General features: G+C 33.9%; 23 protein-coding genes. 3 read left to right on the forward strand and 20 right to left on the reverse strand.

Annotated features, from left to right (window positions below; translation table 11 throughout):
• Nucleotides 1-34: 34 nt before the first annotated feature.
• The 4 genes from FC72_RS06030 to FC72_RS06040 form a co-directional block, all read right to left on the reverse strand.
• A complete protein-coding gene (locus tag FC72_RS06030; protein WP_057765813.1) occupies nt 35-1384 on the reverse strand; it encodes an NCS2 family permease in 1350 nt (449 codons plus the stop codon).
• A gap of 470 nt (nt 1385-1854) precedes the next feature.
• A complete protein-coding gene (locus FC72_RS11090; RefSeq protein ID WP_268871660.1) occupies nt 1855-1983 on the reverse strand; it encodes a hypothetical protein in 129 nt (42 codons plus the stop codon).
• A gap of 19 nt (nt 1984-2002) precedes the next feature.
• Nucleotides 2003-4087 carry an AAA family ATPase gene (locus tag FC72_RS06035; protein ID WP_057765815.1) on the reverse strand — a complete coding sequence of 695 codons (2085 nt, stop codon included), beginning with the start codon at nt 4085-4087 and terminating at the stop codon, nt 2003-2005.
• A gap of 12 nt (nt 4088-4099) precedes the next feature.
• The gene (locus tag FC72_RS06040; protein ID WP_057765817.1) at nt 4100-4321 is read right to left on the reverse strand and encodes a hypothetical protein; all 222 of its coding nucleotides are present in this window, start codon (nt 4319-4321) and stop codon (nt 4100-4102) included.
• Between the two features lie 137 nt (nt 4322-4458).
• Here FC72_RS06040 and FC72_RS06045 point away from each other — a divergent pair, with 137 nt between their 5' ends.
• Complete coding sequence (locus FC72_RS06045) at nt 4459-6168, forward strand: DUF6792 domain-containing protein (RefSeq protein ID WP_057765819.1); 1710 nt, start codon at nt 4459-4461, stop codon at nt 6166-6168.
• Between the two features lie 32 nt (nt 6169-6200).
• On the opposite strand, the gene FC72_RS06050 is transcribed toward FC72_RS06045, so the two are convergent.
• The 7 genes from FC72_RS06050 to FC72_RS06080 all read right to left on the reverse strand — a co-directional run bounded on the left by FC72_RS06050 (nt 6201) and on the right by FC72_RS06080 (nt 14445).
• The gene (locus FC72_RS06050) at nt 6201-7886 is read right to left on the reverse strand and encodes an SLAP domain-containing protein (protein WP_057765821.1); all 1686 of its coding nucleotides are present in this window, start codon (nt 7884-7886) and stop codon (nt 6201-6203) included.
• 136 nt (nt 7887-8022) lie between these two features.
• A complete protein-coding gene (locus tag FC72_RS06055) occupies nt 8023-9291 on the reverse strand; it encodes an SLAP domain-containing protein (RefSeq protein WP_057765823.1) in 1269 nt (422 codons plus the stop codon).
• 128 nt (nt 9292-9419) lie between these two features.
• Nucleotides 9420-10046: a TetR/AcrR family transcriptional regulator gene (locus FC72_RS06060; RefSeq protein WP_057765825.1), complete on the reverse strand. Its 627-nt coding sequence runs from the start codon at nt 10044-10046 to the stop codon at nt 9420-9422.
• 10 nt (nt 10047-10056) lie between these two features.
• Nucleotides 10057-11421, reverse strand: a complete 1365-nt coding sequence (locus tag FC72_RS06065; protein WP_057765827.1) for an Nramp family divalent metal transporter — start codon at nt 11419-11421, stop codon at nt 10057-10059.
• A gap of 271 nt (nt 11422-11692) precedes the next feature.
• Nucleotides 11693-12304 (reverse strand): L,D-transpeptidase, encoded by a 612-nt coding sequence (locus FC72_RS06070; RefSeq protein ID WP_057765828.1) that lies wholly within the window; start codon nt 12302-12304, stop codon nt 11693-11695.
• 129 nt (nt 12305-12433) lie between these two features.
• Entirely contained in the window at nt 12434-13774 is a 1341-nt protein-coding gene (locus tag FC72_RS06075; RefSeq protein ID WP_057765830.1) for a glucose-6-phosphate isomerase, read from the reverse strand.
• A 53-nt stretch (nt 13775-13827) separates the two neighbouring features.
• Complete coding sequence (locus FC72_RS06080; RefSeq protein ID WP_057765832.1) at nt 13828-14445, reverse strand: VanZ family protein; 618 nt, start codon at nt 14443-14445, stop codon at nt 13828-13830.
• A gap of 105 nt (nt 14446-14550) precedes the next feature.
• Between FC72_RS06080 and FC72_RS06085 the strand changes: the two genes are divergently transcribed.
• Complete coding sequence (locus tag FC72_RS06085) at nt 14551-16695, forward strand: LTA synthase family protein (protein WP_057765834.1); 2145 nt, start codon at nt 14551-14553, stop codon at nt 16693-16695.
• Between the two features lie 438 nt (nt 16696-17133).
• A complete protein-coding gene (locus tag FC72_RS06090; RefSeq protein WP_268871658.1) occupies nt 17134-18522 on the forward strand; it encodes an amino acid permease in 1389 nt (462 codons plus the stop codon).
• A gap of 19 nt (nt 18523-18541) precedes the next feature.
• Here the strand turns inward: FC72_RS06090 and dagF are convergent, their stop codons facing one another.
• The 9 genes from dagF to FC72_RS06130 are packed head-to-tail and all read right to left on the reverse strand — an operon-like array spanning nt 18542 to nt 24065.
• Entirely contained in the window at nt 18542-19282 is a 741-nt protein-coding gene (gene dagF, locus FC72_RS06095; RefSeq protein ID WP_057765835.1) for a 2-dehydro-3-deoxy-phosphogluconate aldolase, read from the reverse strand.
• An 18-nt stretch (nt 19283-19300) separates the two neighbouring features.
• Nucleotides 19301-19957, reverse strand: a complete 657-nt coding sequence (locus tag FC72_RS06100; RefSeq protein ID WP_057765837.1) for a DUF4310 family protein — start codon at nt 19955-19957, stop codon at nt 19301-19303.
• A 13-nt stretch (nt 19958-19970) separates the two neighbouring features.
• Complete coding sequence (locus FC72_RS06105) at nt 19971-20750, reverse strand: DUF4311 domain-containing protein (protein WP_057765839.1); 780 nt, start codon at nt 20748-20750, stop codon at nt 19971-19973.
• Nucleotides 20751-20752: 2 nt separating this feature from the next.
• Nucleotides 20753-21118 (reverse strand): DUF4312 family protein, encoded by a 366-nt coding sequence (locus FC72_RS06110; protein WP_057765841.1) that lies wholly within the window; start codon nt 21116-21118, stop codon nt 20753-20755.
• A gap of 9 nt (nt 21119-21127) precedes the next feature.
• The gene (locus tag FC72_RS06115; RefSeq protein WP_057765843.1) at nt 21128-21481 is read right to left on the reverse strand and encodes an SFCGS family glycine-rich protein; all 354 of its coding nucleotides are present in this window, start codon (nt 21479-21481) and stop codon (nt 21128-21130) included.
• A gap of 12 nt (nt 21482-21493) precedes the next feature.
• The gene (locus tag FC72_RS11095; RefSeq protein WP_268871659.1) at nt 21494-21616 is read right to left on the reverse strand and encodes a hypothetical protein; all 123 of its coding nucleotides are present in this window, start codon (nt 21614-21616) and stop codon (nt 21494-21496) included.
• A 24-nt stretch (nt 21617-21640) separates the two neighbouring features.
• Entirely contained in the window at nt 21641-21832 is a 192-nt protein-coding gene (locus FC72_RS06120; protein ID WP_057765845.1) for a hypothetical protein, read from the reverse strand.
• Nucleotides 21833-21837: 5 nt separating this feature from the next.
• Entirely contained in the window at nt 21838-22938 is a 1101-nt protein-coding gene (locus FC72_RS06125) for a DgaE family pyridoxal phosphate-dependent ammonia lyase (protein ID WP_057765847.1), read from the reverse strand.
• A complete protein-coding gene (locus FC72_RS06130) occupies nt 22938-24065 on the reverse strand; it encodes an amidohydrolase/deacetylase family metallohydrolase (RefSeq protein WP_057765849.1) in 1128 nt (375 codons plus the stop codon). The genes FC72_RS06125 and FC72_RS06130 overlap by 1 nt, the downstream gene beginning before the upstream one ends.
• Between the last annotated feature and the right edge of the window lie 57 nt (nt 24066-24122).

The raw sequence follows: 24122 nt of genomic DNA on the forward strand, positions 1-24122 counted from the left end.
GCAATCCGATTTTGGATTACTAGACTTATTTATTTTAGCTTTGTGGCAAAACATTAATAATATAAAGTAATAAAGCGAAAACGAAGAATAAACCATACATAATTCCGTTAACTTCTTTTCTTCTACCCGCTGCAATCATTGTCAAAGGATAAGCTAAAAATCCAAAGGCAATACCATAAGTAATATTATATGTTAGTGGCATTGCTAAAACGGTTAGAAATGCTGGTAATGCAATTTCGAATTTCTCCCAATGAATTCCTTTCATTGATTGTGCCATCAAAGCACCTACAATAATAAGAACTGGCGCTGTCACGTTAGATGTAACAACGGTTAGTAAAGGTGAGAAAAACATAGAAATGGCAAAGAATCCACCGACTACTATTGAAGTTAGTCCGGTTCTACCACCAATCGCAATACCGGCACTAGATTCAACATAAGCTGTTGGAGGAGTAGTACCCATTACCGCACCACTGACCATCGAAATAGAATCAGCCATTAATGCTCGACCTATTCTAGGCATTTTACCATTTTCCATTAAGTGTGCTTGTTCAGCTAGTCCGATCAATGTACCTGCAGTATCAAAGAAAGCAACTAATAAGAAGATAATAACAACTGCCCATAATTGTGGTTGTTTAATATCTCCAACATGAGCAATACCAACGCCAAATGTAGGTTTCAAACTTGGAACACCAGAAACAATATGACTTGGTAATGGAATGAGCTTTGTTACCAAACCGGCAATTGTAGTAAAGACCATTCCGATAAAAATAGCACCCGGAACTTTGCGGCACATAAGACCAGCGGTAACGATCAAACCGGCAATTGTCAACAATGTCGTTGGATTAGTAAATGAACCAATCTCAACTAATGATGATTTACTAGCTTCGATCAAACCTCCACCTTGTAAACCAACAAATGCAATAAATAATCCTAAACCAGCAGATACAGCCAGTTTTAAATCTTGTGGAATTGAGTTAATAACTAATTCACGAAGCTTCAATAACGAAATGATCAAGAAAATTATACTGGCAACAAATACACCCGCCATCGCTGTTTGCCAAGGAATACCCATGGCGATAACAACTGAATAACTAAAGAAAGCATTATCACCTAATCCTGGTGCAATGGCAATTGGATAGTTTGCTAAAATCCCCATCAAAACTGATCCGATTACACCGGTCAAAGCCGTTGCAGTGAATAAAGCTCCTTTATCCATACCTGAAGCTCCCAAAACTTGTGGGTTAACAAACAAAATATATGCCATAGACACAAACGTTGTTAATCCTGCTAAAAATTCACGTTTTACCGTCGTTCCCGCCTGATTTAGGTGGAATAAACGCTCAATAAAGCTTAAATTCTTACCATTATTATTTAATGATTCCAAAATAAACGCCCCCGAAGAAATATTACGAACTTATCTAGTATTACAGAAACATTTTATTTTTTCAAGACAATTAGAAACATTTATTACATAATTTTAATTATAGTTCGTGTTTTACAGAACATTATTTTGAGTTATCCACAGAAAAGAGAGAGTGTAATAAAGGGCGGTCTGCCACCGGATCATAACCTAGAATCACGAATGATTGGTACCATCAATCTTTTGTGGTTCTAATATATGTGGAGGTTGCAGCCATTTATTACACGTTTAGGATAAAAAAATTAGAACCGCAAAAAAGTTTGGGACAAAATTATTATTTCCTTTAAGTATGCAGCATAAACGTGCAACAAAACATAGCTTTTTCCGCTTAACCAAAACAAGACCCGCAATCCAAAATCGGATTACGAGTCTTGTTTTCCTTAATGCTCGAAAGCTGAACATGTTTTGTCCCACTCTTTTTGCATTTATCACTTTTACGATCTTTGTTTCAATTTATCAACGGCTTCTTGAATCGTTCTACCGTTTTCAAAAACATTCGAATTATTCTTGTCCACAGCCGTAAATAATTGATCTTTTAAGTCTAACAAAATTCTATACTTCACGATCAATTACCTCCTTGGACTAAGCTTTTGCAATTTTGATTGTACCTTTAGATAATTCAGCTTTAAGATTTTTGACATCTAAATTATCCAAATAGAATTCAGCTACTTTGTCTCTAATTTGTTGTTCGATTACTCTTCTTAATGGTCTTGCACCCATGGCTTCATCGTATCCTTCATCAATCAACCATTCTTTGGCTTCAGGTGTTACTTCCAAAGTAATTTGCTTCTTAGCCAAATTCTTATTAACATCATCTAACATAAGATTTACGATTTGATTCAAATCATCTTTTGAAAGATGTGTAAATTCAACGATACCATTGAATCTGTTTAAAAATTCAGGACGGAAGTATGGTGCTAATTTATCCATTAACTTCTTATCTTTATCAGATTTTTCACCGAATCCAGCATTAGACGTAGCAATGATAATTGTATTCTTGAAATCAACTACATTACCTTGTCCATCAGTCAAACGACCATCATCCATAACTTGCAAAAGTAAGGTCAAAACTTGTGGGTTTGCTTTTTCTATTTCATCAAGTAATACGATGGAATATGGATTACGTCTTACTCTTTCAGTTAAAGTATTGCCGTTATCCTCATAACCAACATAACCAGCTGAAGTACCGATCAACTTAGATACCGCAGTTAAATCAGAATACTCACTCATATCTAAACGTACAATGGCATTTTTACTACCAAACATATCGCTAGCCAATTGTTTTACTAATTCTGTTTTACCAACACCAGTTGGACCAACAAACAAGAAACTACCAATTGGACGGTTACCTTCGTCAAATCCAGCACGATTACGACGAATAGCCCTAACAACCATATCAACGGCTTCATCTTGACCAATAACATGACCCTTTAATCTCTTGCCCATGTCCTTTAGTCTTTCAATATCGCTGGCTCCCATTTGTGAAACTGGAACCCCAGTTAATCTTTGAACGGATTGAGCTATATCATTAACATTTGCCACTGGTTCAGTCGAATCATCACTATTTAACTTCTTGTTGATATCCTCAATTTGTTTCTTCAAATCGGCAGCCTTCTCAAAGTCTTCGCGCTTGGCAGCTTCTTCTTTTTTGGTTTCTGCTACCTTCAAAGACTTTTCGAGGCTTACTTTATCAGTAACCGGATGTTTAGCAGCCAAATGAGCAGCTGTCATATCAATCAAGTCAATTGCCTTATCAGGAAGTGATCTTTGTGGAATGTATTGAACTGAATAATCCACAGCAGCCTTCAAAACATCATCAGGCAATTTAACGTTATGATGATCTTCGTAAGCTTTACGTAATCCCTTCAAAATTGCTACTGTAGCATCTTTACTTGGTTCATTGATCGTTACATCATTGAATCTTCTTGCTAAAGCAGCATCTTTCATAATGGTATTACGATACTCGTCTTGGGTCGTAGCACCAATAACTGCTAGATCACCACGGCTCAAAGCTGGCTTGATAATGTCTGATAAACCCTTGCTTCCGGCTTCACCACCAGCAGCACCAGTCCCTATAATTTGGTGAATTTCATCAAAGAATAAGACAACATTTCCAGCTTTTTTAACTTCTTTAAGTAAGTTTTGAACATTTTCTTCAAATGAACCACGATACTGAGTACCTGCTTCAAGTGCAGAAACATCAACTGAAATAATCTCCTTATCTTTGATTGCTGCAGGAACATCGCCTTTGACGATGGCTTGTGCTAAACCTTCAACAACAGCAGTCTTACCAACACCAGCATCACCAACTAAAATTGGATTATTTTTTGTACGACGGCTTAAAACTTCCGCCGTTTCTTGAATTTCTTTATCACGACCGATGACGGGGTCAAGTAAACCATCACGAGCCTCTTGTGTTAAATTACGTCCTAATTTGTCTAGTAACTTGCCGTTACTCCTAGTACCAGATTGCTTTTGTTCATCAACTGAAATACTTTTACCAGCTGTACGCATCTCTTGATACTTTGCTAGTTCTTCAGGTGTCAATTCATGTCCGTTAACATAATACTTTGTACCTGAACCGTTTTGGTCACCCATTAAACTATTAAAAATATTGTTCATATCGTTATTTGAAAATAAATCGTCATCCCAAAATGATCTTGCCATATATTTGCCTCCTCACTTCAGATAATGTAACTCCAATTCACGTAGAACTCTCCACATCTCAATATCTTGCGCTTTGGCAATAGCCTCAATATCACGCAAATTAAGCGGAGTCGCGGAAGATTGGTCTTTATTAAATGACTTATGTAAGGTTGTGTAACCATATCCACTTTTCTTTGCTATAAAGTAGATCGTCAAGTGATTATCCTCTAAGTACGATTTAATATCTATTTCCATATCTCCAACCTCCACAAATACAGTATAGCACATCTGTGATATATTACAAATGTGAAGTATCACAGATGTAACATAATGTATTTATCTTCTTATTTTTATAAAAGTTTTGTTACACTAATAATAGCAGAGGTGATCAAATGCGAGAATTACTCAAATCACTGGACAAATTGAATCATGTCTATGAACAATTTGACTTGTTAAATTTTCGAGCTCATAAAGTTATGCCGTTAACCTTTAACAAAAAGGACAGTAAATCTTTATTACCTCAAAACAAGCGACTTTACTTTAGCTACTCATATCTTGATAAAGAAAAAACTAGACTGACAAATCTGATTCTGTCACAGACAATCAACTTGAAAGATCCACTTTTTAAACAAAAAAAGATGCTTCATCCAAAGTTGATAGATAAAGCATTAAAGTTGAAAAATATTGATGAAACTCACAAAAAAGAAGAATCACAATTACCAAATAGGAATCGTAAGATCAACAAATTAAAACGTCTGATAAATATGATCGATGACGAAAATGTTGGCCTTTGCCAGGGATACTTAACACAAATGAAAGTGTTGATATATCACAATAAAGCCTCTTTATTTGATGAACGTTCAGAAAAGTATCATCCAAAAGAATTACTAGACGACGTAGATTTTAGAATGAAAATCATGCAATTTGATTACGACCGCTATCTATATGATGATTTCACACCTGAAGATTTTTTAGACTATCTTATTTTTGAAAAAACTCAACGACATGCCAGTTTTATTAAATCTTACGATGCAAGAGTCCTACTGCCAGATGCTGAAAATTGTGGTTTTTCAGGAATTGCTTATGAAGTAAAAATTGATGGAATTCGTGAATGTTACGTAACCTTTAAAGGTACAGAAGCAGACATGGATTACACTGAGAACTCTAGAAGTAAACGTTTAGAAAAATTTTTACTAGAAGGATATAAAGATTGGAACTATAACGTTAATGCAATTCTAGTCGGTAAATCAGAGGAAAATGATCAATTAGTGGTGGCTAGAAAATTTATGAGTTATTTGAATGAACACTTAAAAGAAAATTGCCTCGTATATGGCCTTGGCCACTCTTTAGGAGGACATTTCGTTCAAACCTTACAACTAACTGATGATTACTTTAAAGCCGGTTATACCTTAAATTCTGCACCGGTAAACCTAAAACAAGTTCAACAAATAAAGCCTGATTTATTTGACGAAACAACTTGGAAAAAGTTATTTGAATTAACCAATCAAAAAACAGTAACTAATATCCTCAACCGAGAAATCAAACGATTGCTACCAAGAGAATATCCTGAAATAATCAATCAAAGTTTTGAACAAGACTTAACACAGGTATTTTACGAAATACCTTATACAATTTGGGTCGGACAAAAATTAGAGTACAACTTAAATAATTGGAAATACCCATTTAAACAGCATTTAGCTTCATATTTAAGTGAAGAGGAAATTCATTCCTATCAACATTTCTTTGAGCAATTATTTGTATATTTACAAGACTCAAATACTAGTACACAGCTTATGCGCAGTACCTTAGGTTTTTTAGGAGCACGAGTTAAGATATTGCAAGCTGATATAGATAAACCAATAACATCGCAATTTTTCTACGACTATTCAAATTATATATATGAATCAGGAATTTTCCTAGATCGACCACAAGAAATAACTGAAGATTTAAATACATCCCAACTAACAATGTGGAAATCGTCAAGAAGGGAATGGCCATTTTTGAAGAGTTTAAATATGGATATGTTAGACTTGTCAGTTTATTTCCATATTATTTCAGGAGTTAAATATTTTTTGAATAAAAAACCTAATAAAATCGAATAAAAAGTCGCTAATCGAATTGATTAGCGACTTTTTTAAACCGTATCATCAGATAATAACCACTCATTAGTTGAAACACGATAAGCATGTTTTCCGTTAATTGTTGTAGATTTATCAGTTCTCCAAGAAGAATTTGGTCTCAAAGCACGATTATTTACTTTTTTACCCTTAGAATCATAGAGATATTTGATCTTGCCATCAGATGTTGTTACAGATGCATTGATTGAAGTGTATTCAAACACATCACTAGCTTTGACATACTCATAAGTTGAGACACCATAATATGTTTGACCTTTAATTACTATTTTCTTATCAACATGCCAATCTGAATTTTCGGCTAATCCTCTATTTTCAACTACTTCCCCATCTTTTGTATAAAGCTTTGAAAGATTATGAGTTGTAACATTAGTTCTAAACGCAGTGACATTTTTTGGTCTTTTGACTAGCTTTATATTTATATTATTTTTAGATTTATCAATCGTTACTTCACTTGACTCATTTTCAGCTAAATCATAGCCTTCAGGAACTATTAGGCTATATTTTTGACCATGTTTTCCGTGTAAGTTTAACGTTGTAATCCCTTTCTTTGTGGATTGATCTATGAAGTTTACTGTTGTGTGGTATTTTTTTTCTGGTTTTGGTTTGATTAGTTCTGGTGTTGGACTTGGATTTTTTTGCAAGAAAACAGTAACCAAGTTATCGTCTATTTCAAAAGGATTATATTCAAGTAATTTATAACTATCAAATTTAGATTTATTTTCGTTAAGAATTCCCAATACTTGTTCTTTCAAAATGTAATTTGAATTTTTCTTGACTTTCGTTGAAATCAAATCAACAACTTCATTACTAAAATTATCTATAAACTTAATTTTAATATCTTTGTATGGCATAGCTTTAAGTGGTACTACAACTGATTCATCTTTTATTGGTACATTTATGTCCTCAGTAATATCATATTCTGATAGTTGACTATTATATTTTAGCAAACTCAAAATAGTATCACTTGATACATACGAACTATCCTTTGTTACGTAAATCTTAGTAGAATTGAATTTAGCTCCCTTTTCATCTGTAAACACTACATTTATCGGTTTAAAAATATCATCTACCACTTCATCGGGATTTGTTTCAATAGCATTGTCATCTTTTGAAATTATATCAGCAAATATATTGTTCCCCCAACTATGAGGTCGTGAAACTAATTTAAACCCACTTGGAATTAGATTTTTAGGTAACTCCAATTCGTGATCATAATCAAAGAAATCAATAAATAAAGGGGATGCATATTCATTTGGCTTAACATTTCTTATCCTGAAATTTACTATATGTAAACTTTTTTTACTAGTATCAAGAGGTGGTATTTTTTTTAATTTAACAACTAATGTATCAATATGCTTAATATCAAAATCATATCCACCGTTAGATTGCAAATCTTCTTCAAACTCATACACATCAGTGTCAAATCCTTCCATCAGATCACTTGAAGATATAAAGTTTTCACCCGACCTAACTTCTAATGTCACTTTACCTATTTCAGAGTCACCAAGTTTATATATAATATTAATATACCCAAAATCATTTTTCTTAATTTCATTACTTACTTTTATACTTTTCTCTGTTGAACTAGCTGCAACATAATTCATCATTCCTTGAACTAATAATGAGCTGAACATAATATTACCGACAGCCAATGCAGCAAATATAACTGACTTATTTTTCATTAATTTCTCCCAAATAAAATATTTTGATATACAAAAGGGGCCAATCTTAAGGACTGGCCCTTTTGAGGTTTTGTTTTATTTAAAATGTGAATTTGATGAATTTATTGGAGGATAATTTCAAACAAACTTACTTTAATTACACAAGATCACTTTCAAGTACCCATTCATTCGTTGAAACACGATAGGCAACTTGATTATTGATCATTGCTTTTTTATCAGTTCTCCAGTATGTATTAGGAGCTAATGCACGATTACTTACCATTTCACCTTTACTATTGTAAAGATGTTTTGAGATACCTCTTGATGTTCCAATAATTGAGAAACCTGCTTGAAATTCAAAAACATCACTAGCTTTAACGAATTCATTTGTTGAAACTCCATAGTATGTTTCACCGTTTAATACCAATTTCTTATCTGTTACCCAATCACTATTAGCTGATAGTCCTCTATTAGCAATTCTTTTACCATCTTTTGAATAAAGTACAGATGGATTCTTTGTTGAAATTAGACCTTTAAAGGCTGTTACCTTACCGGCTACATTTTTAACAACTTTTACTTCAACTGTTGATTTATTCTTATCGATTTTAACGCTCTTTGATTCACCTTTGGCTAATTCATAACCCTTTGGAATTGTAAACGATACAATTTGTCCATTCTTACCAGAGATATTTGTCGAATTAACTTTTTTCTTTGTTGCTTGATCAATAAAGTTAACTGTCATCTTGTATGTTTTCTTATCTGTAACTGAAGGTTTAGTTGTTGGTTTTGATGTTCCTGGGTTTGGAGCTTCTTTTACTTCTACACTAATAAACCATTCAGCCTCGCTCTTATCGATCTTAAATGATTTATTTTTATCCGTAACTATCACATATCCATTCGGATTTGTTAATTTACTAGCATCTATTTCAGTACCATCTTCAGAAACATTTTTCACAGTTCCTTCTGGGATTTTATCTGTTACTTTTCCATTAATTGTATATTTAATTTTTACAGTCTTAGTTTGAACTTTATTTTTCAATTTAACAGTAACAATATTACTTGTTTCTACAGTATAAAATTCAACACTACCAGCTAATTCATAGGTATTAGACAATTTAGAGTTTTCAAAAAATGTTACAACATCATTCTTTGAAATCTTACTCTCATTAACTTTTACGCGATCTTTTAATTCTTTATCAGGCAGTGTAGTAATTGGATCGCCTTTTTCATCTAAAAATTTATACGTTATATCAGTTTTTCCATCTTCTGTTTCTTGACCTGGTGTTGGAGCTGGATTTTCTGGTGCAGTTACTTCACTGCCCGCACCATCAGCAGCTTGAACAACCAATCCCTGAACTGTACTTGGATTTAAAACCATGGCACTAAATAATAAACTCGTTATAACAAGGGACTTTGTTTTCTTCATAAAATCTCTCCTAAGTGTTTAATTATTTGATACCTAATAATCATATTTCACCATTGTATAATTAATGTAAAACTAGTGTAATTGTGATGTAAATTTTCAGAAAATAAAAAAAGGATTTAAGCAAAATTTTAATTTCTGCTTAAATCCTTTTTACTTATCAACTGGATCATTAATTCGATTTCCGATTCGGTCAATTCTTTAACTTCTTTACTTATAACTTTGTTATTTTTTAAAATCAGCTCATCATAAAGTGACTTCTGAATAATTGAAATTATTATACCCGTAGCGTATTTAAAGTCTTTCACATCAACATTAAGTTGATTATCGATTGCACTTAACTCTTTAATCAACTTATCTTGAATATTACTCAAAACTTCTATTAACCAATCTGTCTGGCTATCACTAAGTAGAGGGCGTTCACGAATGGTTATCATGAATGATCGATAACTATTCTCATCTTCAAATATTCTACAAATACGTTCATACAGATCAACGATTTGTTTTTTTAAATCATCTACGGTTTTAACCTCTGAAAACCAATCGTCTATAACAACAGTTCTACTTTCGATACCTTGATGAACAATAGTATCTAATATTTCACGTTTACCATCAGGAAAATAATAGTACAATGACCCATCAGATATTCCCGCTTCACGACTGATTTCTCTAGTAGTCGTTGCTTCAAATCCCTGTTCGGAAAACATACTCTGAGCAACTTTTAAAATCTTATCTTTTTGAAGTTCACTTTTTTCCATAAGCTCGCTCCTACATTCCTGTTATTGTTTGTACAATTAAATAGATGTTCAAGATGATCAAGACAATTGTGGCAAACCAAGCACTGTATTTGACCCACTTCTTATTAATAAACTCTCCCATCAACTTCTTATCACTAGTAAAAATTACTAATGGAATAATTGCAAACGGAAGTGCAACACTTAAGAATACTTGTGAAAATGTCAAAAGGTTTTCAATTTTGGCTTCATTATCATGGTAATAAATAGCAAATATCAAAACTGGTGTTACTGATAGAAGTCTTGTCAAAAGACGTTGTGCCCACAAAGGCATCTTTAATCTGATGAAACCTTCCATAATGATTTGTCCAGAAAGTGTACCAGTAATAGTTGAACTTTGACCTGATGATAACAAGGCCACAGCGAAAAGCATACTTAAAATCGGACTAGCAATTGCACCAACAACTTGCTTGTTACTCAATGCGTTGAACAAATCAACGAATCGTCCCAAATCACTATTTGTACCATAGAATAATGCTGCACCTAATATCAATAGCAAACTATTAACGATAAATGCTAAGAATAGTTGAATGTTTGAATCAATAGTTGAGAACTTAATTGCCTTAGCAATGTCCTTCTTACTTTCACGATCAACTTTTCTGGTCTGTGAAATCGATGAACCTAAGTACAAATCATGGGGCATAACAGTTGCACCAACAATACCTAATGAAAGATAAAGCATTGATTTGTTTGTAACAATACTGCTGGCTGGAACATATCCACCCATAATTCCTGAAACGCTAGGTTTAGCCAAAAAAACTTCATACAAGAAAACTAACAAAATAACTGCAACTAATGTAGCAACAATAGCTTCAATTTTACGAAATCCTAATTTCATTAATAACAAAAGAATCAAAACATCGGCGGCAGTAATTAAAATACCAACTATCAAAGGTATATTAAATAGTAACTTAATAGCAATACCTGAACCGATGATTTCAGCAATATCCGTTGCCATAATAGCAAGTTCAGCAATGATCCAAAGGATGAAACCGCCAACTTTGGAAGTTCTTTCTCTAGTTAATTGAGCTAAATCCTTACCTGTTACGATACCTAATTTAGCTGACATTGATTGCAATAACATAGCAATTAAACTGGAAATAAGTACAACAGATAAAAGTGTGTACTTAAACTGTGCACCACCAGCAATCGATGTTATCCAGTTACCCGGATCCATATAACCGACAGCAATTAAAACTCCAGGTCCTGTGAAAGTCATTAAAGTTCTCCAGAATCCCGCACCTTCTGGAACTTCAATACTTCCATTAATTTCGTCCAAACTCTTATTGTCTGCAGAATTAGAGCTCACGAATTTCTTTGTTTCACCACTATTTTTCATAGTAGTACCTCTTTTCTATTGGTTTAGAAATTCGGCGATATATTATCATTTCAACTTATGACGTTATCTCCGTATTTTTTAGATAATTAAGCACACGATTAAACTATGCAGCGATATAAACTTTATTATATTGAATAATTTGAGCGTGCGCTCAATTGACCATTGATACTATATCATGATTTACTGAAAAAAACATTATTTTTTTGGTAATACTAAAAATATTTTTGCAGAAACTAAAAAATACCCAAGATTTGATCTTGAGTATCTTTTATTATTCAACGACGACTTTCATACCTTCGGGAATATTCGTATTGATCCATTTTGCATCGGGAATTGTTAATCTAACACAGCCATGACTAGAAGACTTGCCTAATTTGTGAGCCTCATTTTCAACATATTTTCCATCTTTATCTGTCGGAACGGAGTGAAATAAGTAGACTCCCCAGTCTTTAAAGGACGTCCAATAATTGGCTCCTTCATCTGATTCAGCATTATAAAATGATTCACCACGATTTTGAATTTCAAAGGTGCCCTTTGGAGTTGGTGACTTATTTTCTCCAGTTGCTGCAAACATTGTATATAAAACTCTTTGGTTATCAATGATATAAACACGTTGATCTGCAATTGAAACTTTAATATATGCATTTTTATGCTCATTCATATTTGGATAGGGTTTACTTTCAGACGGATATTTCCATGCATCTTCAGAAACTTTTACGTCTTCTTTATAAGTTGCCTTATTAGATTGTTGCTTCTTATCATCATTTTTTTCAGTAACTTGTGCGTTAGTAGTTGTTACATTACCAGAATATGTAGCATAACCAATTGTTAGTAATGCCATCATTGTAAGAACCGTAATTATAAAAACTTTTATTTTACTCATTAAAACTCTCCAAATATTTATCGTAATTAATATTATTACACTCTTATTAATTCCTTACAACGAGAAAAAAAGATGATAGCCAAATTGGCTATCATCTTTAATACTTTTTATTAATTTAAGAAATACAAATTATAGGCGATCGTTTAACTCTTTACCCAGTTCTTCAAAGCCTGGTTTGCCAAGCAATGCGAACATGTTCTTCTTATATGCTTCAACACCTGGTTGGTTAAATGGATTGATTCCGTTTAAGTAACCAGAAATACCAACAGCAATTTCAAAGAAGTAGATCAAGTAACCTAATGTGTATGCGTTTTGTTCTGGAATATGAACACTCATTACAGGAACGCCACCATCTGTATGGGCAAGAACAACACCTTCATAAGCACGCTTGTTTACGTAATCCATTGTCTTTCCTTCTAGATAGCCAAGACCATCAAGATCTTTTTCTTCCTTAGGAATTTCAAGTTCAAAACGAGGTTTGTCGATCATAACAACTGTTTCCATCAAGTTACGACGACCTTCTTGGATATATTGACCCAATGAGTGAAGATCAGTTGAGAAGTTAGCTGATGATGGGTAGATACCTTTTTGGTCTTTACCTTCTGATTCACCCATCAATTGCTTCCACCATTCACCAAAGTATTGTAGGTTTGGTTCGTAGTTTTCAAGCAATTCAGTAGTATAACCCTTACGATACAAGATGTTTCTTAAAGCAGCATACTTGTAAGCTTCATTCTTTGTTAAGTCCGCTGATGAATAATCAGTACGTGCAGCAGCAGCACCTTCCATCAACTTATCAATGTCGATACCAGCAACGGCAATTGGCAATAGACCAACGGCTGTAAGAACTGAGAAACGACCACCGATGTCATCAGGAACAACGAATTCTTCGTAACCCTCTGCATCAGATTCGCTCTTTAGAGCACCCTTAGCACGGTCAGTTGTAGCAAAGATACGTTCCTTTGCTCCTTCTTTACCATACTTTTCAACTAATTTAGCCTTCAAAATTCTAAATGCAATTGAAGGTTCTGTTGTTGTACCAGATTTTGAAATAACGTTAATACTGAAATCACGATCACCGATAACATCGATCAAGTCAGAAAGATAGTTAGGAGAAATTGAGTTACCTGCAAAGTAAACTTCTGGAACATCCTTACTGTTTTTGATGTTATAGAATGATGAGTTTAAGAAATCGACAGCAGCGCGAGCACCTAAGTATGAGCCACCAATACCAATTCCAACAAATACTTCTGAGTTAGATTGGATCTTCTTAGCAGCTTTCTTGATACGAGCAAATTCATCCTTGTCATAATCAACGGGTAAGTCGATAAAACCACGGAAGTCATTACCAGCACCAGTACCCTTACGTAATTCTTCGTCGGCGGCGTTTACAAGTGCTTGCATTTCGCCAAGTTCATTTTCATGAACAAATTTGCCCAACTTAGAATCGTCAAATTTAATGTGTGTCATATTATCTCCTCCATATTCTTCAAAAACTAGATTAATCATTTTCGATGAAAATTTCAAATATTTATTCGTTTTTTTACCTTGTAACACACCCAATATAACAAAAAACCGATGGCGGTTCCAATAGTATTGAATATAACGTCGTCTATATCTGTCACACCGGTATTGAGTATAAACTGCATAGCTTCAATCGATACAGAGATCAAAGCACCCATGACAATGACATTTATAAAGCCTTTTTTTATACCTAATGCAGGTATGAAAAATCCCATTGGAATAAACCAAAAAATATTTCCATACAGATTATAAACAAAGTCCACTAGAGACTTTGCACCGGCTAATTTAACTGTCTCTACTAAAGGTTTAAGATTTATATCTGAAAGCGAACGATGCCAATAAAATTTAAACTGCCAGATAAAATATCCATCCCTAAAGACAGTCAACGCAAACAGTAGTAAAACATAGAATGCAAATACAACGATCCAAAATTCTTTAAACGCAGTAGTCTTTTTATGCTTTAGTTTTAACCAAATAACCCTTAATATTATAAAAAATAACGTATATAATATAGCTTTGTCTATTGCGTAAAATGAAAGTCGAATCAACGGAAAATGATTGATTCTATCAGCATATGCATTAGCTATATAATTATATAACGGTCCTAAGAATAACATTTTCCCATTCTTCCTCCATTTTCTAACTAATACGTATTATACTAACAATTAAGTAATTTATTTAGAAGTAGTTATAAGTAATTTTAATAAATAAGGATTCTTTAAATGAATAAAATCAAAAATTTTTTAAACAAACGTTTAGGCTTCATGACGATGTTGATTGCTTTTCTTTGGATCAAAACAGTCATTGCCTACTATATAGATTTTTCACTAGGTGCTTCCGATATTCTTCAACACTTAATAATGATTATTAATCCTATCGCTACAGCGGTCATTCTGCTTAGTCTAGCGTTATACATAAATAGAGCGCGTATCTCATATATCGTTATGGGAATAATTTATTTACTTGAAACGGTACTTCTTTACTCTAATATTTTATACTATCGTGAATTTAGTGACTTTATTTCGTTCAATACGATCATGGGTGTTTCTAAAGTTTCAAAGGGTCTTGGTACTAGTGCAATGACCTCTGCTTCGCCTCATGATTTTATTTATTGGATTGATTTCATCGTTATAGCACTACTATTTGCATTCCATTTTATAAAAATAGATAAACGTCCTTTACGCAAACTAACAGCGGCTGCAACAACAGTCCTTGGAATCATGTTATTCTCATTTAACCTAATGTTATCTGAAAGTAACCGTCCTCAACTATTAGGTCGTACTTTTGATCGTGCATATATTGTTAAATATTTAGGATTCAACTCATTTTTAGCATATGACTCTATAAAAACAGCTCAAAATAATCAAGTTCGTTCTTCGGCTGTGGGAACAGATATGGATAATGTTTTACAGTACACCAGTCAAAACTATGCTAAGCCCAATCCAGTTTACTTTGGCAAAGCTAAGGGAAAAAATATTATCATTATTCATCTAGAAAGTTTTCAACAGTTTTTGATCAATATGAAGGTCAATGGACAAGAAGTAACTCCATTTTTAAATAGCTTATACTCTGACAAAAATACCATGTCCTTTGACAACTTTTATCATGAAGTTGGACAAGGAAAAACAAGTGATGCTGAAACAATGTTAGAAACAGGACTTTTCGGTACATCTGAAGGTTCATTCTTCCAATCACTCGGTGGAGACAATACTTTACAGGCGGCACCAGCTATCCTTAGCCAAAAAGAGGGTTATACCAGTGCTGTATTCCATGGTAATGTTGGTAGTTTTTGGAACCGAGATAACGTCTACAAAAATATGGGTTACAACTACTTCTTTGACGAATCTTATTATAATAAGACAGATAACTCCAACACTGGTTATGGTATGAAAGATAAGATTATGTTGTCAGAGAGTGTTAAATATCTTGAACAGCTACAACAACCTTTCTATGCAAAATATATAACTGTTACAAATCATTATCCTTTTGAATTGGCTGATGAAGATAACGATGGCTTTGCTAAGCCAAATACTAATGCTGAGACAGTTAACAACTACTTCCTGACTGCTCATTATCTTGATAATTCAATCAAAGAATTCTTCAACTACTTAAAAGACAGTGGCCTATATGATAATTCGATGATCGTCTTGTACGGTGATCATTATGGTATATCAAATGATAAAAACCCTGATCTAGCACCATTACTAGGCTATAACGCTGACGACTGGAATGACTTCAATAATTCTCAACTACAGCGTGTTCCTTTTATGATCCACATGAAGGGTCTTAAAGGTGGGATAAATCATACTTATGGTGGAGAAATTGATGTTCTTCCAACAATAATGCATCTTGCCGGAGTAAATACTAGAGATTACATTCAAGTTGGAACTGACCTTCTTTCTAAAGATCATAAACAAATAGTTGCCTTTAGAAATAAAACCTTTGTTACAAACAAATATACTGTTCTGAAAGGTACTGATGGCAAGCCAGAAGTTTATGAAAACAAGACTGGTGAACTAATGGACTTAGACACTAACCCTAAACTTAAAGAACAAGTTGAAAAGTGGCAACAAGAGGTAAATGAAAAGCTTAAGATATCAGATGTAACCAACAATAAGAATTTACTTAGATTCTATACACCTACTGGATTTACGCCAGTTGATCCAAAGAACTACAGTTATCAAAATGAGATTCAACAATTAATTGATACCAGAAGTAAATTAGGTCTTAAATCTACCAGCGTCTATTCAAAAAATGGAAATCAATCCACTACTCCGCTATATAATACCGACGCTCCAGAAATTGGTAATGACCGCACTAATATTGATAGTTGGGAGAATATTCTAAAAGAGGATGCAAAGAATTAATTTAATATTAACTGTTTTATAATTTAAAATGGTGGAACTCTTCTTACAATGCACGCAACCCGACAGTTATTATTAAAATATTTTAATTTAGCCTTGACATATTATTTAATAAAAACTATATTGAATAGCAACAAGAAAAGTTCAAACAATGAGATTCGGAAAGTAGTTTCGAATAAGCGAAAAAGAGAGTTGTCATTTGGTGAAAGGCAATCACTTATGAAGAACGAAAATGGCCGATGATTGGTTAGTATGATCAATTGGAGAATACTAAACGGTTTGGTCCACGTTATTAGGACACGCCTTTATTTTTAATGAAGGTTGTTAAGGCTTATTTGGGTAACCAGATAAACAGTCCAGAATGGTAACGTGCTAAAGCACTTCTGTATACTACAGAAGTGCTTTTTTTGTTGTTTGGCCTAAGAAAGAGGCTTGATAATATTGTTAAGTAAGACTAGTGAAATTGAAATCAATGCAGACGGTACAAGAAGAGGATTGTCAAATTTGGCGGTTCAAATGATTGCATTTGGTGGATCGATCGGAACCGGATTATTTTTAGGAGCCGGAAGTACTATTCACAAAACTGGACCATCAATCATGTTGATCTATTTAGTTATTGGAGTATTCTTCTTCTTTATGATGAGAGCAATTGGTGAAATGATGTATTCTGATCCAGAGCAGCATACTTTTGTGTCATTTATTGGAAAATATATCAGTCCACGTTTTGGATATTTTGCTGCTTGGAGTTACTGGGCTGAATTGATTTTAGCAGGTATGGCCGAATTGACTGCTATCTCTACTTACATCAAATATTGGTTACCAAATACACCCGCATGGATAGTACAAATATTCTTTCTAGCAACTTTAACCATTGTCAATCTATCGATGGTTCGCTCATTTGGAAGATCAGAAACATTCTTATCTGGTATAAAAATCGTTGCCATTTTAGTATTAATAGTTGTTGGTATTTATATGATTGCTGTACATCATGAAAATCCTGCTGGAACACATGCTTCTTTGTCTAATTTAACTGATGGTTTCACAATGTTTCCAAACGGATTTCACTCATTTATAAATGCTTTTCCAATGGTATTCTTTGCATTTCAAGGAATGGAATTTGTTGGAATAACTACCGCTGAAACAAAACAACCTTTAAAAGTTTTACCACATGCTGTTAATCAAATTATTGGCAGAATTCTATTATTTTATATTGGCGCCCTATTTATCATCATGACTATCACACCTTGGAGATCACTTAGCCAATCACAAAGTCCTTTTGTACAAATATTTGAACTTGCTGGACTTCCTGCTGCATCACAAATAATTAATCTAGTTGTAATTGCCGCAGCTTGTTCCACTTTGAATAGTGCCATCTTTTCAACTGGAAGACACTTATATCAACTTGCTCAAGAATCTACTGGTAAAACGATGAATCCTTTTGAAAAAGTATCTAAAAGTGGTATCCCTTATGGAAGCGTCTTGTTCTCTGCTGGAATGATGATCTTAGCTCCAATCATTAGTTCTTTTAACAGTTTAGGTGAAGCTTTTACTTTCATTGCCTCTATTTCAAGTGATATATATATTCTTGTATGTATTTTGACTATGGTGGCTCATTGGAAATATCGTCACTCTAAAGACTTTTTAGATAATGGTTTCAAAATGCCTCACTACAAGATAACTAATCCATTAACTATCCTATTGTTTGTCGGCATATTTATTACTTTATTTTTCAATAAAGAAACACTCTTACCTGCCGTCGGAGCTTTAGTATGGCTAGTCGGATTTAATATAATTCTATCTTTCTCCAACAAAAAAGAGCTTGATTCGTAAGAATCAGGCTCTTTTTAAATTACTTAACTAGTTCTTCAACTATTTCAAATAATTGTTGAACATCTTGAGGACGTGTATTACCGGTTACTTTATCAATAATTGAACTGTAAATATGTGGAATGATTTTTTTAACTCCAGCATCTAAAGCAATTTGTAAAATCTCTTCAAAATTATCTAAATCAATTCCACCTGTAGGCTCTAATGAAAAATCATGCTCAGCACATGCTTTTGCAACTACTTTGAATTCATCAACACAAGCTAAACCTTTCATCGGGAAAAATTTAATTGAGCTTCCTCCCATATCTTTAAGCATGGCTATTGCTGTTTCAATTGGAACATTTCCTGCTGTTTCTTGGCTACTTAATGGACCAGTAGCAATATTAACGTATCCTACTTTGCCAGTTGGTGAAACTAATCCATTAATAAATGTATCATTTTGACCAAGTAGAGCACGACTAATACCAACACCAGTGAATACTTGATTAATATGTTGAGGTTGTAATTCTGCTGAAATACGGCTGACCATTTGACTTTGTCTAGGATCTCCTGCACCCAAACCAACTGATAATGCATTATTAGTTTCAGCTTGATACAATTTCATATCTTTAATTGCTTCATCATCTGAATCGTAGTTTTTGGATAATACTCCTAAAACAACATGATGTTCAGCTGCCTCATAACAATCTTTGGCGTTTTGAACTGAATTTGCTAGAACATTTAAACATACACGATCTTTATAAAAATTAGGTTTATTTGACATAATTTGCTCCTCAGTTTTTTATTTTAATGAAATTGGGAAGAAAGCACCTAATACCATAGCTCCCAAAATGGCACCACCAGCGATAGGTTTTTTCCAAAGGTAAAATATAACTGCACCGATAATCGAACCAATACCAATAGGAATCGATGCTGTTGCGGCACTAATAAGGATCAGTGGACCTAAGAAACGTCCAGATGAATTCCCTGCCCCCATCATGACATCAGCGCCAAAACTAGCTTTAGATTGATTAATAGTATATTTACGTACTAATGTAATAATTCCACCAATTGCTAATCCCAAGACCAAACCCGTTGCAATCGCAAACGAAAAATTAGTAATTGGTGCTTTAATACCTACACTTAACAAAATAGCTGGTATTCCAATTCCGACACCCGTCAAAATTGAACCACCTAAATCCAAAATTCCAACTAGAGAACCTTCCAATATTCTGGCAAATAAGAAACTAGCACCAAAAGCTGCGGCTGCACCATATGAGCCCCCATCCATACCAGCTTTTAACATAGCAACGATTGCCACTTCATTGAATGCACCTACACCATATTGGTAGTACATATGTGTCCCGGCAAAAACTCCTGCAGACATTAATCCGACTAGAATCGGAAATGACCACTCGGAATACCAAAAACTCTTCTTATCTATTTCCATCGATTCCATTTAATCTACTCTCCTATTTAACATTGAATAATCCATGCAAACTGTCTAACCAATTAGGAACTGGTAGTTTAAAGCTCTCAATCATTTGAACATCGAATCCTCTAAAGAAAGCACTTAGAACAAATAGCACAATAATTACAGTGAACATAACCTTTGTAAGTTTTACCCAGCCTAATTCATCAACACCTTTACCAATCAAAATTCCTAATACAACACCAGGAACAGCATTTCCCATAATCATAGCTGATAATCCACCAAAAACAGTTGCCCATAGACCACTTCTTTTACCGGCATCAATAGCTGCTAACCAAAAAATAATCGGCATAACAATATTGATCAATAACTCAGCGGCTGGTACTAAAACCTTAACAGCAGTAATTTGTAATGACTTAGGAATAGCAGAAGCAGTAGTGTTTAAAAATACGACAACTACCATACCGATAATGGCACTAGCAAAAGCCATCTTCTTTGGGTTATGCATTGTTTCTTCAATTTTTTTATTACGCATCAACAATGCTGCGGTTGCCCAATTAGGTATTACACGATGAGTGATATCTTGAGTAAATGCACCAGCTCCAACCGTAGAAGCCCAAGCATTAAAGAAAAAACCCAATCCAAATGAAAAATGTGATGCTGGATCTCCTTCACAGGCATTCATTTCTCCAAGAGTTCTAAAAGCACCTAATGCTTGAACGTTTGGTGCATTAAACATTCTGGCGGCTCCCATTCCAGCGGCAAAACCAACTAGACCACCAATTAAAATCGACTTCAATAATATAAGTACAAACGTCATCCTTATTCCTCCCTTTGCCGACTAAAAAACCTTGGTAGCTGAATTCCGTTAGGATCAGCTACTTGATTCTTGATAAATTCAATTTCCTTTAAATCTAAGTATTTGATTTCTGTCTTTACCCTGAGTGTGACCTGATACATCTCCCGTTTTCTTGGCAAAAAGAAAAATAAAAAATGTTCAATATATTCGTTTACTCTTGCTTCTACAACTTCAACTGAAACTGGGGTAATTTGAATGGTTAAGTCCATATCCTGACTAATAGATTTTGAAATTTTAGATAATGCGTCAGCCATCGCTTCTTTTTTACCTTTACCATTACCCGAAACTGTCAAAATTTTTTCTTGAATCTTTTGAGAATCAGATTTCATCGTTTTCCCCTAACCATTAACGCGATTATATGCTTCTACTAACTTTTGACCGAGCTCTTCAGTATCCATAAAGCCAAATCCTAGGGCTTGGATACCATCTTCAATCGCAGTTACTCCTTCTTGAACTGAACGCATACTATGACGTTCTGTATATCCATATTTATTCTTTGCAGTGATTGCTCCAGCACCACCACTACCACAAAATGAAATACCAATATCAGCGTTCTCTTGTTTCATAACGTCACCTAAACGCATATCTGCACCCATTCCTGGAACAATGACTGCAACTCCTCCAGCTTTTTCTACTCCGGCTGCCACATGTTGGCCTTTTCCCATACGATCAGCAATTACAACTTTTGTCATTTGTTTTTCCTCCTAGTTTTTAGCAACTTCAAAATGTACAGCTAAAATATATTTTTCTTGTTCATTCAAATTTCCAATTCTAGTAGCTACTCGATCAGCTGCATCCAAACTTTCTTGTGATAATCCATCAAACATTGATATATCAACGTCTTCTAATTTTTATTGAGTTTCTGATCGTTTAACCATTTCTGCTAAATGATTAGTTAATACTTCTACTTGTGTTTCATCTGGATTAGCACCAATTACTTCCATTTCTATAAGAGCTTGATCCAAGATTTGTTTAACTTTTTTTGAATAGGGACTTGCTTCAATTATTTTCTTAGTATTCTCACTGATTGGTACAACTTTCATTCTATTTACCTCATGATTTCCGTTATTTTTTCAATAATAGTTTTCATTTCTTCTTCATGGACAGCTCTAACATCAAATTCAATAATTCCCATATTTGCACGATACTCACGTGTGTAAATGGCAGGACTATCAACTTTCATTTTTTCAATTAGCTCTTTAGCATCAATTGGAGAATTTTTATCCACCGTTACGCTAGCGCGATAAATATCTCTACCAGCTGAATCCTGTGTGATTTTGGCTTCTAAATGATTTATTTTATTTATCTGTTCAACGAATGGGGCCAATCTAGTTTTCATAGAATCGCCGCTTTCAGGACCGAACTCTACATAATCTTCAATGGCTCTAGTTAATCCAAGTATATTGTCCTTACCAACTTTCATGGCACGACCAATACCTTTAGATTGAAGTCTGATCCATTCAATATATGGTTTTTTACCTAAAACTAAGCATGATGATGGACCAGAAAATGCCTTTGCACCACTATACATAACAATATCAACACCCATATTGATATATTTGTATAAATCTTCTTCAGCAGCAGCGTCTAATATCAAAGGTAAATTATTATCGTGTGCAACATCCAAAGCTTCTTGGATCGTTAACATACTTTTTTGAACAGCGTGATGACTTTTAACATACAAAATTGAACTAGTTTGAGGGGTGATCATCATTTTTAAATGCTCAGCTGAACACATATTGGCATATCCGGCTTCAATCATTTTTCCACCGCCAAGTTCGATCATCACTTCTTCTGGAGCACCGTAATCAACGTTTTGACCTTTAGGTATCACTACTTCACGATCTGTAAATTTATCACTGAATGGATGATAAACATGATACATACTTCCCTTACCAATGATTCCAGCAATACTTTCCGCAATGGCTGCTGAAGCAGATGGTAAAATCACACCGTCTTCTGCACCAATCAATTTAGCAAGATGTTGACCTGTTTTTAATACCAGATCACTCATCTCAAAGAAATGTTGACCGCCAAATTTTTGAGCTTCTAAAACTGAATCGGATACTTTTGAAACTCCTAAAATAGTCATTTTTCCACTAGCATTAATAACTTGCTTTAAATCATATTTCTCATAAATATCGTTCATTAAAATTCCTCCAAATTTGTCTCGTAAACTTCTCCGGCAACTACTGCAAAATGAGGAACAATCGACATATCTGTAGTTTTTTCATTGCCGTTGGAATCGATTAAAACTTTAGATTTACTTTCGACATCAAAAATTGTTAAATCACCATCAAATCCTGATTTTAATTGACCTTTATTTTTTAAATTAAAATTCTCAGCTGGATTTGTTGTGATCATTGGCAATATATCGGGTAAGGTGTATCCAAGATAAAGCATCTTATCTAAACAAGTTGCCAAGTTATAGACTGGACCATTCTCACGATTGTGATGATAAAGATCACTACTGATAGACTTTGGAGTTAGTCCAATACTTCGAGCTTCTTGCGCTACTTCAAAATTAAAACTATCGGTTCCGTGTCCAACATCAAAAATTATTCCGCGATTATATCCTTCAATTGCAAAATCCTTAATCCTATGCAAATCAAGGTTCATGATTCCATTTTGTTTACCGTTATAACAGTGAGTCATAATATCTCCTGGACTCATTAAGGACATAATTTCACTCAATTCAGGAGGATTACTTCCGATATGGACCATCAATGGTAAATCATGATTTAGTTTTTGAATTGCTTTAGCTCTTTCTAGTGGATGTACACCATTACCAGAAACAACTGATTTACTTATTCGAGCCTTAATACCAACCACAAACTCGGAATATTCTTCAATCATCTTTGTTACTAAATCATCTTTTATCCGTGTCATATCACCTAATTCATCTTGAGCAATAATGCCGGTTTTAGAAATATTACACATTGCATAAACATTCGTTCTAGCATTTTTGCTTAATTTATAAAAATCAGGTAAATTATCATATCCGGTTGAACCAGCATCAATAACAGTTGTTACGCCAGCATCGACACCGTCTAAATCTGGTTTATCATAGTATAAACTTAATTTTTCATAACAATGAACATGATCATCGATCCAACCGGAACTGACATAGTATTTTGAATGGAGGTCAAAAACTTTTTTGGCCTCAACATTACCGGGAATCTTAGTCGCAACATCAATAATCTTGCCTTGATCTATTAATACTTCAATTGATTGACCAGTAATGGTTTTTCCATTCTTCACATATAAATCGACCATGATATCCTCCTATTTTTTGTTCGAATAGATAATAACATTATAATGTTTATATGTAAA

This window comes from Companilactobacillus tucceti DSM 20183 (assembly GCF_001434665.1).
Taxonomy (GTDB): Bacteria; Bacillota; Bacilli; order Lactobacillales; family Lactobacillaceae; genus Companilactobacillus; species Companilactobacillus tucceti.

Excerpts from the sequence above, each read along its gene's own strand:
- FC72_RS06065 (WP_057765827.1), bottom strand. The coding sequence starts at position 11,421 with ATGAAAAATAGTGGTGAAACAAAGAAATTCGTGAGCTCTAATTCTGCA.
- FC72_RS11095 (WP_268871659.1), bottom strand. The coding sequence starts at position 21,616 with ATGTTTGATGGATTATCACAAGAAAGTTTGGATGCAGCTGATCGAGTA.
- FC72_RS06035 (WP_057765815.1), bottom strand. The coding sequence starts at position 4,087 with ATGGCAAGATCATTTTGGGATGACGATTTATTTTCAAATAACGATATG.
- FC72_RS06100 (WP_057765837.1), bottom strand. The coding sequence starts at position 19,957 with ATGGAATCGATGGAAATAGATAAGAAGAGTTTTTGGTATTCCGAGTGG.
- FC72_RS06085 (WP_057765834.1), top strand. The coding sequence starts at position 14,551 with ATGAATAAAATCAAAAATTTTTTAAACAAACGTTTAGGCTTCATGACG.
- FC72_RS06110 (WP_057765841.1), bottom strand. The coding sequence starts at position 21,118 with ATGAAATCTGATTCTCAAAAGATTCAAGAAAAAATTTTGACAGTTTCG.
- FC72_RS06060 (WP_057765825.1), bottom strand. The coding sequence starts at position 10,046 with ATGGAAAAAAGTGAACTTCAAAAAGATAAGATTTTAAAAGTTGCTCAG.
- FC72_RS06080 (WP_057765832.1), bottom strand. The coding sequence starts at position 14,445 with ATGTTATTCTTAGGACCGTTATATAATTATATAGCTAATGCATATGCT.
- FC72_RS06125 (WP_057765847.1), bottom strand. The coding sequence starts at position 22,938 with ATGAACGATATTTATGAGAAATATGATTTAAAGCAAGTTATTAATGCT.
- FC72_RS06040 (WP_057765817.1), bottom strand. The coding sequence starts at position 4,321 with ATGGAAATAGATATTAAATCGTACTTAGAGGATAATCACTTGACGATC.
- FC72_RS06130 (WP_057765849.1), bottom strand. The coding sequence starts at position 24,065 with ATGGTCGATTTATATGTGAAGAATGGAAAAACCATTACTGGTCAATCA.
- FC72_RS06120 (WP_057765845.1), bottom strand. The coding sequence starts at position 21,832 with ATGAAAGTTGTACCAATCAGTGAGAATACTAAGAAAATAATTGAAGCA.
- FC72_RS06050 (WP_057765821.1), bottom strand. The coding sequence starts at position 7,886 with ATGAAAAATAAGTCAGTTATATTTGCTGCATTGGCTGTCGGTAATATT.
- FC72_RS06045 (WP_057765819.1), top strand. The coding sequence starts at position 4,459 with ATGCGAGAATTACTCAAATCACTGGACAAATTGAATCATGTCTATGAA.
- dagF (WP_057765835.1), bottom strand. The coding sequence starts at position 19,282 with ATGTCAAATAAACCTAATTTTTATAAAGATCGTGTATGTTTAAATGTT.
- FC72_RS06115 (WP_057765843.1), bottom strand. The coding sequence starts at position 21,481 with ATGACAAAAGTTGTAATTGCTGATCGTATGGGAAAAGGCCAACATGTG.
- FC72_RS06075 (WP_057765830.1), bottom strand. The coding sequence starts at position 13,774 with ATGACACACATTAAATTTGACGATTCTAAGTTGGGCAAATTTGTTCAT.
- FC72_RS06055 (WP_057765823.1), bottom strand. The coding sequence starts at position 9,291 with ATGAAGAAAACAAAGTCCCTTGTTATAACGAGTTTATTATTTAGTGCC.
- FC72_RS06070 (WP_057765828.1), bottom strand. The coding sequence starts at position 12,304 with ATGAGTAAAATAAAAGTTTTTATAATTACGGTTCTTACAATGATGGCA.
- FC72_RS06105 (WP_057765839.1), bottom strand. The coding sequence starts at position 20,750 with ATGACGTTTGTACTTATATTATTGAAGTCGATTTTAATTGGTGGTCTA.